This window comes from Streptomyces sp. NPDC001606 (assembly GCF_053596835.1).
This window is the reverse complement of the sequence record NZ_JBSFHC010000027.1, coordinates 30,440-45,216: the sequence shown is the minus strand read 5'-3', so window position 1 is coordinate 45,216 and position 14,777 is coordinate 30,440. Positions and strand designations below refer to the sequence as shown.

General features: G+C 73.2%; 10 protein-coding genes. 2 read left to right on the top strand and 8 right to left on the bottom strand.

What is annotated here, in order from left to right:
• Positions 1-3: 3 nt before the first annotated feature.
• Together ACWCV9_RS34435 and ACWCV9_RS34430 are read right to left on the bottom strand one after the other, a co-directional pair.
• A complete protein-coding gene (locus ACWCV9_RS34435) occupies positions 4-1,626 on the bottom strand; it encodes a glycosyltransferase family 2 protein (protein WP_450792574.1) in 1,623 nt (540 codons plus the stop codon).
• A gap of 43 nt (positions 1,627-1,669) precedes the next feature.
• The gene (locus tag ACWCV9_RS34430) at positions 1,670-2,941 is read right to left on the bottom strand and encodes a glycosyltransferase 87 family protein (RefSeq protein ID WP_450792533.1); all 1,272 of its coding nucleotides are present in this window, start codon (positions 2,939-2,941) and stop codon (positions 1,670-1,672) included.
• 171 nt (positions 2,942-3,112) lie between these two features.
• Here ACWCV9_RS34430 and ACWCV9_RS34425 point away from each other — a divergent pair, with 171 nt between their 5' ends.
• The gene (locus ACWCV9_RS34425; protein WP_450792531.1) at positions 3,113-4,645 is read left to right on the top strand and encodes a glycosyltransferase family 39 protein; all 1,533 of its coding nucleotides are present in this window, start codon (positions 3,113-3,115) and stop codon (positions 4,643-4,645) included.
• Positions 4,646-4,671: 26 nt separating this feature from the next.
• On the opposite strand, the gene ACWCV9_RS34420 is transcribed toward ACWCV9_RS34425, so the two are convergent.
• Complete coding sequence (locus ACWCV9_RS34420) at positions 4,672-5,142, bottom strand: MarR family winged helix-turn-helix transcriptional regulator (protein WP_450792529.1); 471 nt, start codon at positions 5,140-5,142, stop codon at positions 4,672-4,674.
• Positions 5,143-5,252: 110 nt separating this feature from the next.
• On the opposite strand from ACWCV9_RS34420, the gene ACWCV9_RS34415 reads away from it, so the two are divergent.
• The gene (locus tag ACWCV9_RS34415) at positions 5,253-5,666 is read left to right on the top strand and encodes an organic hydroperoxide resistance protein (protein WP_450792527.1); all 414 of its coding nucleotides are present in this window, start codon (positions 5,253-5,255) and stop codon (positions 5,664-5,666) included.
• 88 nt (positions 5,667-5,754) lie between these two features.
• Here the strand turns inward: ACWCV9_RS34415 and ACWCV9_RS34410 are convergent, their stop codons facing one another.
• From ACWCV9_RS34410 to ACWCV9_RS34390, 5 genes are all read right to left on the bottom strand, one after another.
• Positions 5,755-7,962: a bifunctional glycosyltransferase/CDP-glycerol:glycerophosphate glycerophosphotransferase gene (locus ACWCV9_RS34410; RefSeq protein ID WP_450792525.1), complete on the bottom strand. Its 2,208-nt coding sequence runs from the start codon at positions 7,960-7,962 to the stop codon at positions 5,755-5,757.
• A gap of 6 nt (positions 7,963-7,968) precedes the next feature.
• Complete coding sequence (locus ACWCV9_RS34405; RefSeq protein WP_450792523.1) at positions 7,969-10,167, bottom strand: bifunctional glycosyltransferase/CDP-glycerol:glycerophosphate glycerophosphotransferase; 2,199 nt, start codon at positions 10,165-10,167, stop codon at positions 7,969-7,971.
• A 125-nt stretch (positions 10,168-10,292) separates the two neighbouring features.
• Positions 10,293-12,470, bottom strand: a complete 2,178-nt coding sequence (locus ACWCV9_RS34400) for a bifunctional glycosyltransferase/CDP-glycerol:glycerophosphate glycerophosphotransferase (protein WP_450792521.1) — start codon at positions 12,468-12,470, stop codon at positions 10,293-10,295.
• A gap of 129 nt (positions 12,471-12,599) precedes the next feature.
• The gene (locus tag ACWCV9_RS34395) at positions 12,600-13,442 is read right to left on the bottom strand and encodes a carbohydrate ABC transporter permease (protein ID WP_450792519.1); all 843 of its coding nucleotides are present in this window, start codon (positions 13,440-13,442) and stop codon (positions 12,600-12,602) included.
• Positions 13,439-14,719, bottom strand: coding sequence for a carbohydrate ABC transporter permease (locus ACWCV9_RS34390; RefSeq protein WP_450792517.1), 1,281 nt, complete (start codon positions 14,717-14,719; stop codon positions 13,439-13,441). The genes ACWCV9_RS34395 and ACWCV9_RS34390 overlap by 4 nt, the downstream gene beginning before the upstream one ends.
• Positions 14,720-14,777 lie beyond the last annotated feature (58 nt).

Here is a 14,777-nt window from a genome sequence, read left to right as displayed (position 1 = left end):
CACTCAGTGAAACAGTCGGCGCAGGCGGCCGCGCAGTATCCGCAGTGCTCCGCCCGCGCCGGTCGCCACGCGCACGGCCAGCGCGCCGGAGTGCGTGGCGTACGGCTGTACCAGTAGCACGCCGTGCCGGACGCTCGGCACGGCGCGTCGGCGCAGCCGGCCCGCGCCCGTCAGGGCGTGCGCCGTCACCTCGCGCCGGGTGCCGTCCGCGAAGTGCAGGGTGAGGTGCAGGTCCCAGGTGCCCGCGCCGAGCCCCGACAGGTCGACGGACGCCTCGGCCGACCAGCCGACCGTGCCCGCGGGCCGGAAGTCGAGCCGGGCGCGGCCGCGGACGCGGTCGTCGTCCCGGGAGCGCCATTCCAGGTCCGCCCCGGCCGGGCCGCCGGCCTCGGCGATCCTGCCGTACATCTCGTCCAGCCGCAGACGCAGCCGCGCCGCACGCGCGCGCGGGCGCAGTTCGGCGCCGACCGAGAGGGGCAGGGAGTGCACCGGGCGGGTCAGGAAGGGGGCGAGGGTGACCTGGGGGAGGTCGGCGGACCAGACCGGCACGCCGTCGTCGGTACGGGCGTACGGCGGCAGCAGCCGCGCCGGGCGGCCGGCCAGCTCGCGCATCCGGGGCAGGTCACGCGGCTCGGGGGACTCCAGCACGACCCGGGCGAGCAGCGGGCCGGGCGCGGCCGGGTCCGTCTCCCAGTCGGCCGCGTCGTAGCGCGTGAGGTACTCACGGGTGTGCGTCCACCATGCGCGCCGGTAGTCCGCGTCGCGCAACCCCAGCTCGCGCAGGTACATCCGCAGCTCGTGGTCGAGGAACTTGGCCCGCGCGGCCCGCGCCAGTTCCTTCTGCCCGGCGCTCAGCAGAATGTCGTACGCCAGCGCGCACGCCTCGGTGCGCGCCTTCCAGTTGTCGACGTGCGCCCGGTCCAGCGAGATCGACAGCCGTTCGGCCGACCGGCGCACATGCCAGACGTACACCCGGTCCGGGATCAGCGCGAGACGCGGCCCGGCGGCCAGGACGCGCGCGGTGAAGACGATGTCCTCGTAGCGGAACCGGCCCTCCGGGAAGCGGATGCCGTGCTCGCGCAGGAAGTCGGTGCGGTACAGCTTGTTGACGCACAGCGTGTCGTGGACCAGCCGGGGGTGCTCGGCGGGGCGGGTGAGGGTGGTGCGCGCCGTGTAGAGGGACTCCTGCCAGGCCTGCTCACGCTCCGAAGGCAGCTCCCGGCGCACGCACAGTCCGCTCGCCACCTCGGCGTGCGCCTCCGTGGCCGCCGCCAGCAGCGCGTCCACCGCACCGGGCGGCAGCACGTCGTCGCTGTCCAGGAACATCACGTACGGCGCCGTCACCGCGTCGATGCCGGTGTTGCGCGGACTGCCGCAGCCGCCGCTGTTCACCTCCCGGCGCACCACCCGCAGCCGGGGCTCGTCGGCGGCCAGCCGCTCCAGCAGCTCCGCGGTGCCGTCGGTGGAGCAGTCGTCCACGGCGACCACCTCGGCGACGCTCGGCCCCTGGGCGAGCGCCGAGCGCACGGCCGTACCCATGTGGGCGACGTCGTTGTAGCCGATGACGACGACACCGACCTGCGGTGCGGCCGGTCGGTCTGTGGTGACTGGCGGATCTGGGTGCATGGAGTCCACGGGCCGGAGCTTAGGTTTTTTCGGTAATACCCCGTTAAGAGGGGCTCAGTGCCCGTTCCGGAAGACGATCGGAACCGGGTCCGGGTTCCCTCTTTTTACCGGCCTTTGCGGGAAGGGGGCGGGAATCGCGCCAGAGGCGGGCGACGGAGAGCAGCGCGGCGGCGGTCAGCACCCCGTTGCGCGCCAGCAGCAGCAGGCAGCCGGTCCAGGTCCCGGCGACCACGTCGTGGTAGCACATCGGGAACACCACCGTGCTCAGCGCGGACGCCGCCAGCACCAGCACGGCCACCGGGCGCTGGCCCGTGTGGCGCGAGGTCAGGCACACCGCGGCCAGCCCGAGCAGCCAGATCAGGTACTGCGGGCTGATGACCCGGCTGGTGACCGTGAACAGCAGCACTGCGCACAGCGCCGCGTCGTACGGCGTGGCCTCGCTCCAGCGCCGCGCCCGCAGCCGCCACAGCACCAGCAGCCCGAAGGCGACGGCCGTGAGGGCGAGCGAGGCGGTGGCGACGGCGCGTACATGCGGACCGACCAGTTCCACCGCGCCGTACTGGTAGTGGGCGCGGCCGGACCAGCCGGCGTGCCGGGCGAGGCCGAGCGCCGTCCCGCCCAGCGACTCGATCTGCACGCCGCGGCCGCTCTGCTGGCGCAGGAAGGACAGCGGGTGGGCGAAGCAGGCCGCCAGCAGGCCGAGGCCCGCGACCGCGGTGGCCGTCGCCCAGCCCCACGCCGTGCGGGTCGCCCGGCCGCGGGGCGTGCCCAGCAGCACCAGCGCCGGCCACACCTTCACCAGCGCACCCAGCGCCGCCCACACCCCGCAGCGGCGCGGGGAGCGGGCCAGGACCAGCAGGGAGAGCACGGCCAGGGCGGTGGCCACCACGTCGTACCGGGCGAGCGGCAGATGCAGCAGCAGCGGCAGACCGCCGGTCCACAGCGCCGCGCCGAGCAGACTCCGCCCGGTCCGGCCGCCCGCGCGGACCAGCACCGCCGCGATCAGCGCGTCCACGGCCAGGGTCAGCGCCACGAACGCCTGGAAGTACGTCAGTCCCGGCAGCGCGCCGGGCGCCAGCAGCACCGGGCCCGCGCCGGGCGGGTACTGCCACAGCGTGTCGTGCGCCGGGAAGGTGCCGTGCGCGAGGACGCCGTCCCAGTGCGCGTAGAGCTGCCACACCTCGCGGGCCACCGCGCCGCCGCCGAGCACCGCCGGGCTCTCGTGCGCGAGCAGCCAGAGCATCAGGGCGCGGGTGGCGAGCCACAGGGCGATGAGGGCGAGGACCGGGCCGGAAGTGACACGGAGACGGTTCATCGCATGGGAGCCTAAGCCTCGCGGATGGTGTTATCCCTCGCGATACGCCGTCAATGACTCGAAAAGTGTCTCATCGTAAGAGATCGGGCAGTGGTGAACATCGGGCTCAACGACGTGCTTCCTGTGCAACCGCGGTCGGCCGGTACCAGCCACCCGACCGGTGCGAGCCGCATGACCGGTGCGTCCGGTACAACGACGGAACGGCCGCCTCGGCTACCGGCGCGCGGCCGCCGGGCCGTCGCCGTGGGCGTGCCCGTCCTGGTGATGCTCGCGCTCGGGCTGTGGGGCCTGGACCGGGGCGGGATGTGGCGCGACGAGGCCGTCACCTTCCAGGTCGGGCGCCGTACGGTGCCGCAGATCTGGCGGTTGCTGCACGGCGTCGACGCGGTGCACGGCCTGTACTACCTGCTCATGCACGCCGTCCTCACCGTCCACCCCGGCGAGGTCGTGCTGCGGCTGCCGTCGGTGTGCGCGGCGGCGGCGACGGCCGGGCTGGTGGCCGCCCTCGGCGCCCGGCTCGCCCGGCCGCGCGTGGGGCTGTGGGCGGGGCTGCTGTACGCCGTCACGCCGATGGCCGGGCACTACGCGCAGGAGGGCCGCTCGTACGCCCTGGTCGCGGCCGGTGCCACGGGGGCGACGCTGCTGTTCGTCCGCGCGGTGCGCGGCGGCTCCACGGGCTCCTGGTGGGCGTACGGCGCGCTGCTCGGACTGACCTGCTGGCTGCACGAGTTCGCGGTGCTGCTGCTGCCCGCCCACGCGGTGTCGCTGGCGCTCGGGCGGGCGGGGGCGCGGGTGTGGCGGAGGTGGGGGTGCGCCGCGGGCGCGGTGGTCCTCCTGCTGCTGCCGATGGTGCTGGTGTCGCACGGGCAGGCGGCGCAGGTGGCATGGCTGCGCAGGCCTACGGCGGCGACGGCGGAGGGGCTGCTGCGGGCGTTTCTCGGGCCGACGGGGGCGGTGTGCGCGGTGTGTCTCGCGCTGGCCCTGGTGGGGGCGGGCGGGGTCCTCGGCCGGGCCCGCGGAGTCACCCTTGCGGGTGTGGCTCTGCCGTTGACGGTGATGCCGCCGTTCACTCTTATGGCGGTATCTCAGTTCTCGCCGCTGTATGTCGACCGGTACGTGCTGTACGCCCTCGGCGGGGCGCCGTTGCTGGTGGCCGCGGGGGCGGACCGGGTGGCGCACGCGGCCGGCCGCCTTCGCCCTGCCGGCCCCCTCGTCACCGCCCTCGGGGTCTTCGCCATCACCCTCGCCCTCCTCCACCAGCTCCCCCTCCTCCGCGCGGACCGGGACCCCGAGACGCGGCCCGACGACCTCGGCGCCGTCGCCCGGGTGGCCGGGCGGGAGCTCAGGGCGGGAGACCCCGTGCTGTTCCTCCCGGCGTCCACACGGAACACGGCCCTCACCTATCCGGGTGCCTTCCGGGGCACACGGGACGTGGCACTCCTCCGGAGCGCGGCCCGCTCCGGGACGCTGTACGGCCGTGAGGTCCGCCCCGGTGAGCTACGGCGCCGACTCGCCCGGCTGGACCGGGTCTGGGTCGTGGCCGACCAGGAACTGCTGGCGGGCGACTGGACCCCGACCAGCGGTACGGAACGCACCAAACTCGCCATCCTGGACGCCGAGTTCACCGCCCGCCAGAACACCACCCACAACGGAGCGGTAGTCCGCCTCTACACCCGCCGACCCCACCCGCCCCGGCCGCACTGACGTACCGCCGCCGCGTCTGCGCCCCGCTAACCGGCCGCCGCCGCCCGTGCCTCCGACTCCGCCGCCGCGTCCAGGGCCGTGGTGAGTTGGTCGAGGCGGGTGCGGAGGGTGGAGATTTCGGAGGGGTCGAAGCCGGTTGCCGTGACGATGCGGCGCGGTACCTCCGCGGCGCGCTCGCGCAGGGCCGTGCCCTCGGGGGTGAGCCGCACCCATACCGACCGCTCGTCCTCGGTGCTGCGCTCACGTCGCACCAGCCCCGCCCCCTCCAGTCGCTTGACCAGCGGGGACAGCGTGCCGGAGTCGAGTCGCAGCTGTTCGCCGAGCTTCTTGACGGGCAGGTCGCCCTGCTCCCACAGCACGAGCATCACCAGGTACTGCGGGTAGGTCAGGCCGAGGTCCTTGAGGAGCACGCGGTAGACGCCGTTGAAGGCGCGGGACGCCGCGTGCAGCGAGAAGCAGATCTGGCGGTCCAGGTGGAGCCACTCGGTGTCGGTCATGCCTCCAGGGTAGCTCTAGCGGTCCATTTAGTTGTGCACAACTTAGTTGTGTGCTCTACTTAGGGCAGAGGCGCACACCGCGTCGCACATCGAGAGAGGGATGGTCTTCCATGGACGCGCTCTACACCGCCGTCGCCACCGCCACCCACGGCCGCGAGGGCCGCGCCGTCTCCTCCGACGGCACGATCGACCTGGCCCTGGCCATGCCGGTGGAGCTGGGCGGCAACGGGCAGGGCACCAACCCCGAGCAGCTCTTCGCCGCCGGGTACGCCGCCTGCTTCGGCAGCGCCCTCGGTCTCGTCGGCCGCCAGGCGAAGGTGGACGTCAGCGACGCCGCGGTGACCGCCGAGGTGGGCATAGGCAAGCAGGGCGAGGGCTTCGGCCTGAAGGTCACCCTCCGCGTGGAGCTGCCCGACACCGTGGACGAGGCCACCGGCCGCAGGCTGGTCGAGACCGCCCACCAGGTCTGCCCCTACTCCAACGCCACCCGCGGCAACATCGACGTCGACCTCGTCATCGAGTAATCGAGTAATCGAGTAATCGGCACGGACCACCACCGAGACCACCGACGGGGGTGCCGGCCCTGAGCGGCGGCCGGCACCCCCGTCGGTGCTATGCCGACGTCAGCGCGGACCGGGCCATCGCCTGCCCCGGGATCCGCACCGGCTCCGCGTCCGGCATCGGCTCGCCCAGCAGCAGGGTGCGCACGACCCGTTCGGCGGCCCGCCCGTCGTCGTACTCGCAGTAGCGCGCCCGGAACTCCGCCCGCAGCCGCGCCGACTCCTCGTCCCGCCAGGAGCCCGAGGCGAACAGCCACGCCAGCTCCCGGTAGGAGCGGGAGACATGGCCCGGGGGCTCGGCGGTGATGTCGAGATAGGTGCCCCGGCTCGCCGAGTACGCGGCCCAGTCGTCGGCGTGCACCACGATCGGCCGGTCCAGGTTGGCGTAGTCGAACATGATCGACGAGTAGTCGGTGACCAGCACGTCCGCCGCGAGCAGCACCTCCTCCACCCGCGGCTCGTCGGTCGCGTCGACCACCACACCGCGCCGGGCCAGCTCCGTCAGGCCCAGCCCGCGCGCCGGACCGGTCGCCAGCGAGGGATGCAGCCGGACGACCAGCGTGTGCCCCTCGCCCAGGTCGGCCGCGAACCGGGCCAGGTCGATCCGGTCCACATGCCCGCCGCGCCGGTAGTCCCGGCGGGTCGGCGCGTACAGCACCACCGTGTCCGACTCCGGGATGCCGTGCCGCCGCCGGAAGCCGCTGTCACCGCCCGCCACCAGCACGTCGTTGCGCGGGCTGCCGGTGCGCGCCGAGGCGAAGTGGCACGGGTAGGCCCGCTCCCACACCAGCTCGGAGTGGCGGTTGGCGACCAGGCTGTGGTCCCAGCGGTCGGCCCGGCGCAGCATCTGCGGCACGTCGAAGCCGAGCCGGGCGCCGGGCTTGTCCAGCAGATCTGCGCCCATGTACTTCAGCGGGGTGCCCTGGTGGGTGTGGATGTGCACGCTGCCGGGGCGCTTGGCCAGGCTGCCGGGCCAGTTGACGTCGTTGACGAAGAACTTCGCGCGCGCGGTGACCTCCAGATAGCGCCGGGAACCGACGACCACCCGCTCGACGTCCGCCGGCAGCCCCGCCGCGGTCTCCGCGTCCCTGACCACCCACACCCCGCGCAGCCGCGGGGCGATCTCCCGGGCCTTGGCGTAGACGGCGGCCGGGTCGCCGAGCATGCCCCGGTGCGAGGACGCCGAATAGACCACCAGGTTCGGGTCCAGCGGACGGCGGGCGTGCAGCCACGCCCAGCCGCCGCGCGCCCGCCCGGCCACCGCCCGGCGGGCCGATTCCGCCCGCCGGGCCGCCTCCCGCCCGGCCCGCGCCGCCTGCCGCCTGATCCGGTACGCCGGCCAGGAGCCGTCCAGGACCGCGACCTCCCCGCCCGGCAGGGCGCCCTCCGGCCGGTGCCGCCGGAACAGCTCCCGCGTCCGCCGGAAGAACTCGGCCCTGTCGCCGGGCGGCAGCCGGTCCGGCTTGGCGAGGATGTCCAGGCAGTGCTCGCCCATCTTGCGGTGCAGATACGGCCGCCACACCGCCAGCTGCGGGCGCTGGTCGACGAAGGCGAAGACCCGCTCGTACTGGTCGTGGATGTCGAAGTGCTTGCGGCTGGTGGTGGACAGGATGTTGCCCTGCCGGCGCTGCCGGTAGTACAGGCAGATCCGGTCCAGCGCGGCGATCCGCCCGGCGCTGAGCATCACCGGGAAGGTCCAGGGGGTGTCCTCGTAGTAGCCGGGCGGGAACTCGAACCCCTCCGACGCGACGAACTCCCGCCGGTAGACCTTGTTCCACACCACCATCAGCAGATCCAGGATCCGCGGGTGCTCGGCGGCCGTGAAGGTGCCGGGACCGGCCTCCGTCAGGACCTCGGCGAGTACGTTGCGGCGTGTCCCGCCCCACCAGTAGGTGCGGGCGTAGTCGAAGACCAGCACGTCCGGGTCGCCGGTCTCCGCCAGCCGGTCCGCCATCGCCCGCAGCGCGCCCGGGGTGAGGGTGTCGTCGCTGTCGAGGAAGAACAGGTAGTCCCCGGTGGCGTGCGGCATCCCGGCGTTGCGGGCGCGGCCGAGGCCCACGTTCTCCGGCAGGTGCAGCACCCGCACCCGCGGATCGCGCTCGGCGTACTCGTCCAGGATCGCGCCGCAGCCGTCCGGGGAGCAGTCGTCCACGGCGATCAGCTCGAAGTCGCCGAAGGACTGCGTCAGCACCGAGTCCAGACACTCGCGCAGAAAGCCCTGCACCTTGAAACAGGGCACGATGAGACTGAAGCGGGGCACGGCGGATCAGCTCCTTGCGAGGGCGGCGGCGGGGGCGGGGATGCGTTCCGCGAGCGGGACCACGGCCGGGATCGCCTCGGGCGGCTCGCCGAGCAGCACCCGCCGCACCACCCGCTCGGCGGCGCGGCCGTCGTCGAACTCGCAGAACCGCTGCCGGAACGCGGCCCGCAGCGCCCTGGCCTCCGGGCCCGCGTAGGAGCCGTCGCGGAAGATCGCCGCCAGCTCCTCGGGGGTGTGCGCGACCGGGCCCGGCGGCTCGGCCATCAGGTCGAAGTAGACGCCCCGGGTCTCCCGGTAGACGTCCCAGTCGTCGGCGTACACGACGATCGGCCGGTCCAGGTTGGCGTAGTCGAACATGATCGACGAGTAGTCGGTGACCAGCGCGTCCGCGGCCAGGCAGACGTCCTCGGCGGAGCGGTGCGCGGTGACGTCGATGATCCGGCCGGAACTCTGCGCGGGGCCCCGGTCGTAGAAGTAGTGGGCGCGCAGCAGCACGACGACGTCCTCGCCGGCCGCCGCGCAGAAGGCCTCCAGGTCCAGGCCCGGTGAAAAGCCGGAGTGGTGGTCGCGGTGGGTCGGCGCGTACAGCACGGCCGTGCTGCCTTCCGGCACGCCCAGCTCCCGGCGGATACGGGCCACGTCCTCGGCGGTCGCCGTGTAGTAGACGTCGTTGCGCGGATAGCCGTACTCCAGCGCCTCCCAGGAGCCCGGGAAGGCCCGCTCCCACATCTGGGTGGAGTGCCGGTTGGAGGACAGGTTGAAGTCCCAGCGGTCCACCCGGCCCAGCAGCCGGGTGAAGCTGCCGGACTGCGCGGCCACCACCGGGTACGTCGACTGGTCCACGCCCATCGTCTTCAGCGGGGTGCCGTGCTGGGTCTGGAGGTGCACACTGCCCGGCCGCTTGACGATCCCCTCGGCGAAGTTGGCGTTGTTGACCAGGTAGGTGGCGCGGGCCAGCACCTCCCAGTAGCGGCGCGAGCCGATCACCGCGTACTCGACGTCCTTCGGCATCGCGTGCGCCTGGTCCGCCTCGACCAGGAACACCGAGCGGATGTGCGGGGCGAGTTCCCGGGCCTTGGCGTGGATCGCCGCCGGGTTGCAGGCGTAGCCGCGGCCCCAGTAGGCGCAGAACACCGCGAGGCCGGGATCGAGGGGGCGGTGCAGATCGCGGGCGTAGCGCAGCCGGGTGCGCAGCATGGGCGGGCGCGGCAGCCGCTCGGCCGCCCTCGACGCCGTCCGGTTGACTCCGCGCAGCGCCCGGAACGCGCTGTACGCGCCCGTCGCCAGCAGCCGGTGCTGCACCCCCAGGCTGCCGCCCGGCGCCCGGTATCCGGCCGGCCGGTGGCGCCGGTAGAGATGGCCCGCGCGGCGGAAGAACGCCCGCCGCCCGGCGGGCAGCCGCTCCGGCCGGGACGCCGTCTTCAGCACATATGAGAAGAGCTGCTCGAACAGCGGGCCGGTGCGCTCGACGGGCAGGGCGCGCTCGGCCGCCCGGGTGAGCACCAGGTCCACCTGGTCCAGCAGGGACTGCTGGTGGTCCCCGGGCAGATGCAGCCGGCTGCCCTGGCGGCGCAGCCGGTGCCGTACGACGACCCGGCGCAGCACCGCGATCCGCTCGGCGGCGAGCGTGGTCAGTCCGCCCCAGCCGAGGTCGGTGAAGTGGCTGTCGGGGAAGGCGAGTTCGTGCTCGGTGAGGAAGCCGCGGCGGTAGGCGGCGCTCCAGGCCGGCAGCTGGACGCCGGTCAGCGCGGGCAGCTCGGCCGGGGCGAAGGCGCCGCCCGGGGCCTTGGCGAGCAGCGGGGCCGCCGGGTTCGTCGGCTCGCCCTCCCACCAGGGGGCGCGCTCGTGCTCGGCGTACAGCACATCCACCCCGGCGGTCTCGGTCAGCCGGGCGTCCAGCGCGCCGAGCGCACCCGGCAGCAGCAGGTCGTCGCCGTCGAGGAACAGCACATAGGCGCCGTTCGCCGCGGTGAGGCCGGTGTTGCGGGCCCCGCTCAGACCGGCGGACGGCGGTGAGTGGACCGGGGTCACCCGGGAGTCCCGCTCGGCGTACCCGGCGGCGACCTCGGCCGCGGGGGAGTCGGGAGCGTCGCAGACCGGGATCAGCTGGAGGTCGCCGAAGGACTGGCCGAGGACCGAGTCCAGCGCCTGGGACAGTCTGCCGGCGACCCCGTGGGACGGGACGATAATGCTGAAGCGGGGCATTCTGTTCTTTCTGTTGTCATGCGGACGCGGCCGGGCCGTCCCGCCGGGCGCCAGGTGGACGGCCGGCTCGGGGTGGGCCGCGTCGAGCCGAGGGGCATGGGAACTCCCGGTAGGACCAACGGTGTTCAGTGGCTCTCGGTGACGGTACGAACACCGGAAGGTTGCGGGACGGTGGCCAGCGGGGAACGCGCGCACGCCGCCGGAACCGGCGTGCGGTCCGCGGGCGGCCGCACCGGCGGCAGCTCCGTCTCGCCCAGCACCACATGCCGCACCACCCGCTCGGCGGCACGACCGTCGTCGTACGGGCAGAACCGCTCCCGGAACACCGAGCGCAGCTGCGCCGAGCGCGAGCCGCACCAGTGCCCGGTGGCGAAGATGTCGATCAGCTCGTCCTCGCTGCGCGCGACCGCGCCCGGCGGCAGCAGCCGCAGGTCGAAGTAGACGCCGCGGGCCGCCGCGAACGCCTCCCAGTCCGCGGTGTGCACGACGATCGGCCGGTCCAGGCCCGCGTAGTCGAACATCAGGGAGGAGTAGTCGGTGAGCAGCGCGTCCGAGGCGAGGCACAGCTCCGGCAGGCTCGAACGGTCCCGGACGTCGATCACCCGGCTGCCCTCCGGCGGGCACTCGGGCGGGGTCCGGGCCAGGATCACGAAGCGCGGACCGAGCCGGCGCGCGATCCGCTCCAGGTCCAGCAGCGGGCGCTGCACGCGCAGATGGTCGCGGTGCGCCGGCACGTACAGGATCGCCACCGAGCCCTCCGGGACGCCCAGCGACTCGCGCAGCCGGCGCACGTCCGCCGACGTCGCCCGCTGGAAGACGTCGGAGCGCGGCGAGCCGTACTCCAGCGTGGTGTACCGGCCGGGGAAGACCCGCTCGCCGATCAGCGTGGAGTGCCGGTTGCCGGACAGCACGTGGTCCCAGTGGTCGACCTCCCGCAGCAGCTCCGCGAAGTCGGTGTCCCGGGCCGCCGCCGGGCGGTCCTGGAGGTCCAGGCCGAGCCGCCCCAGCGGGGTGCCGTGCGGGGTCCGTACGACGACCTGCCCGCGCCGCTTGCGCAGGTCCCGCTCCAGGACCCCGCCGGCCACCAGGTACTTGGAGCGGGCCAGCGCCGTCCAGTAGGCGGCGGTGCCGCGGTGCGCGGGAAGCCATGCGGTGCGGATGTGCGGGGCGTGCGTGTGGAAGGCCTCCTCCAGCGCGCCGGGGTCGCCCTGTCCGGAGGGGTCGGCGAAGACCGCCCGGTCGGCGCGGAGCGGCAGCCGCAGCTGGACCCGGTAGTGCAGCCGCAGCACACCGGCGCGCACGGCGCGGGCGAGCTTCACCGCCGCCTTCCCCCCGCGCCGGAGCACGGCCGAGGCCAGCCGCAGCGCCCGGAACGTGCGGTGCAGCCCGAAGCGGACCAGGGTGTGCCGCAGCCGGAGCCGGGCGCCGGGGGCGTGGTGACGGCGGCAGCGGTCCCGGGCCCGGCGCAGGAACTCGGCGTGGCTGCCCCGCGGCAGCCGGCCCCGCCGGCTGAACACCACCGCGAAGTGGTCGACCATCCGGCGGAACAACTCCGGGCGCCAGCAGGCCAGTTCGGGATGGCCGGCGACATAAGCGAACACCCGGTCGTACTGCTCGAACAGATCGAAGTGCCGGTCGCTGGTGGTGGACAGGATGTTGCCCTGCCGGCGCTGCCGGTAGTGCACGCACACCCGGTCCAGGGTGGCGATCGACCCGGCCGTCATCAGCACCGGGAAGGTCCACGGGGTGTCCTCGTAGTAGCCCGGCGGGAACGCGAAGCCGTGCCGCTCGACGAAGTCCCGCCGGCAGGCCTTGTTCCAGGCCACCATCAGCACCCGCAGCAGCCCCGGCCGGTCCTCCAGCCGGAACGGCGCCGGGCCCTGCTCGGTGAGCTGCCCGGACAGCTGGTTGCGCACCTCGCGGCCGTCCCAGTACGTGCGCGCGTAGTCGAAGACCAGCACCTCCGGGTCGCCGGTCTCCTTGATCCGGTCCGCGACCGCCCGCAGCGCGCCCGGGGCCAGCGTGTCGTCACTGTCCAGGAAGAGCAGGTAGTCGCCGCTCGCCTCGGCCATCCCCGCGTTCCGCGCCCCGCCGAGCCCCTGGTTCTCGGCCAGATGCACGGGCTTCACCCGCGCGTCCCGGGCCGCGTACTCGTCGATGATCGCGCCACAGGCGTCCGGCGAGCAGTCGTCCACCGCGATCAGCTCCAGATCGGGATACGACTGCGACAGCACCGAGTCCAGACACTCGGCCAGATACGCCTGGACCTGGTACGCGGGCACAATGACACTGAACCTGGGCAAGGGACATCCATGGGTCGTCGGTCGGCGCGGGGTTCTGACCGGCAACGGCCGATGGAGTGAATCGGTTACGGCCCGTAGGGCATACGGGCTACGGGCCGTACCGCGCACGAGCTACCCACGCCGCCCCGCCTACTTGACGGCGCCCGCCATCACCCCCGACACGAACTGCCGCTGGAACGCGAAGAACACGGCCAGCGGGATCACCATGGAGATGAACGCGCCGGGTGCCAGCACGTCGATGTTGTTGCCGAACTGCCGTACCTGCGTCTGGAGGGCCACCGTGATCGGCTGGGTGCCCGACTTGGTGAACACCAGCGCCACCAGCATGTCGTTCCACACCCACAGGAACTGGAAGATGGCGAGGCTCGCGATCGCCGGCCCGCCGAGCGGCATCACCACCCGGGCGAACAGCCGCAGTTCACCGGCGCCGTCGAGACGGGCCGCCTCCAGCAGCTCGCGCGGGATCTCCGCGAAGAAGTTCCGCAGCAGGAACACCGCGAACGGCAGACCGAAGCCGGTGTGGAACAGCACCACGCCGAGGATCGTGCCGAACAGGCCGATCTTCCCGAAGAGTTCGGCGATCGGGATCAGCGCCACCTGCACCGGCACCACCAGCAGGCTCACCACACCGAGGAACCACCAGTCGCGGCCCGGGAACTCCATCCACGCGAACGCATACCCGGCCAGCGACCCGATCACCACGACCAGCAGCGTCGCCGGGACCGTGATCAGCACCGTGTTCAGCAGGGAGTGCGTGATGTCGCCGTTCTCCAGCAGCTTCCGGTAGCTGTCGAAGGTCAGCTGGGACGGCTTGGAGAACACCGTCCACCAGCCGCTCGCGCTCATGTCCTCCGGTGCGCGCAGCGAGGAGATCAGCAGACCGATGGTCGGCACCAGCCAGAACAGGCCCACCAGGATCAGGAACACCCGGACCAGCCCGCCGCCCAGCCGCTCGACGATCTTCGCGCTCACCGCCGCACCTCCCGCCTCAGCCGCCGGACGTTGAACAGCATCACCGGGATCACCAGCAGCAGCAGGAACACCGCGATCGCGCTGGCGATGCCCGGCTGGCTCTCCGCGAAGCCCTTGCGGTACAGCTCCAGGGCGAGCACGTTCGCGTCGTCCTGGGAGGAGCCCGGCGCGATGATGTAGACGAGGTCGAACACCTTCAGCACGTTGATCATCAGGGTGACCAGGACAACCGCGAGCACCGGCGCCAGCAGCGGCACGGTGATCTTGCGGAACACCTGCCACTCGGAGGCACCGTCCACCCGGGCGGCCTCCAGCAGCTCCCGGGGCACCCCCGCGAGCCCGGCCGCGATCAGCACCATCGCGAACCCCGCCCACATCCACACGTACGCCCCGATGATCGCCGGGGTGACCAGCGTCGGGCCGAGCCACTCCACGCCGTTGTACGGCTCCCGGAAGTTGCTCGCGGGAAGCCTCAAGCGGGCCCCGTCGGCGGCCGCGGGCAGCATGAAGGTGCCGTCCCCGGCTGCGGTGGCGGAGGCGACGACCCGGCCGTCCTTCACCGCCTCGATCCGCATCCCGGCATAGCCCACCTCGGACGGGTCCGGCACCCCGAGCCGTCCGACGCCCTTGCCCCGGGTGAAGTCCTGCCAGGTGGTGCCGGTGACCTTGCCGGGTTCCGGGCGCGCGGCCACGGCCCGCCGCACCCCGTCGGGCAGCTGGTCCGGCGCCACCCCCACGAGCGGCAGCGCCACCACCTGCCCGGTGTGCACGGGCGCCTCGGTGACGAAGCCGCCCTGGTCCGGCCGGAGCGGCGAGTCACGCCCCGGGTGCGCCCTCGGGAACGCCGACGACTGTGCGAAGGTGTCGTGCACACCCACCCACACCGCGTTCGCCACGCCCTTGCTCGGGTCCTGGTCGTACACCAGCCGGAAGATGATCCCGGCCGCCAGCATCGAGATCGCCATCGGCATGAAGACGACCAGCTTGAACGCCGTGCCCCAGCGCACCCGCTCGGTCAGCACCGCGAAGACCAGACCGAGCGCGGTGGAGACGGTCGGCGCGAACACCACCCAGATGACGTTGTTCTTCAGCGCCGTACGGATCCCGTCGTCCGTGAAGAGCGCCTTGTAGTTGTCGGCGCCGGTGAAACCGTCGCCGTTCGCGTTGTAGAAGCTGCGGACGAGTGAGTACCCGATCGGGTAGACCACGAGCGCGCCGAGCAGCACCAGGGCGGGCAGCAGGAACAGCGCCGCCACCGCCTTGCGGGTGCCCGTCACGCTTCGGCGACTGCGGGGGGCGGCGGGACCCGGTGGAGCCCCGGCCGCCGCTGCCGAC

Coding starts and splice junctions, on each gene's coding strand:
- ACWCV9_RS34415 (WP_450792527.1), top strand. CDS start 5,253: ATGGACGCGCTCTACACCGCCGTCGCCACCGCCACCCACGGCCGCGAG.
- ACWCV9_RS34425 (WP_450792531.1), top strand. CDS start 3,113: ATGACCGGTGCGTCCGGTACAACGACGGAACGGCCGCCTCGGCTACCG.
- ACWCV9_RS34420 (WP_450792529.1), bottom strand. CDS start 5,142: ATGACCGACACCGAGTGGCTCCACCTGGACCGCCAGATCTGCTTCTCG.
- ACWCV9_RS34405 (WP_450792523.1), bottom strand. CDS start 10,167: ATGCCCCGCTTCAGCATTATCGTCCCGTCCCACGGGGTCGCCGGCAGA.
- ACWCV9_RS34435 (WP_450792574.1), bottom strand. CDS start 1,626: ATGCACCCAGATCCGCCAGTCACCACAGACCGACCGGCCGCACCGCAG.
- ACWCV9_RS34430 (WP_450792533.1), bottom strand. CDS start 2,941: ATGAACCGTCTCCGTGTCACTTCCGGCCCGGTCCTCGCCCTCATCGCC.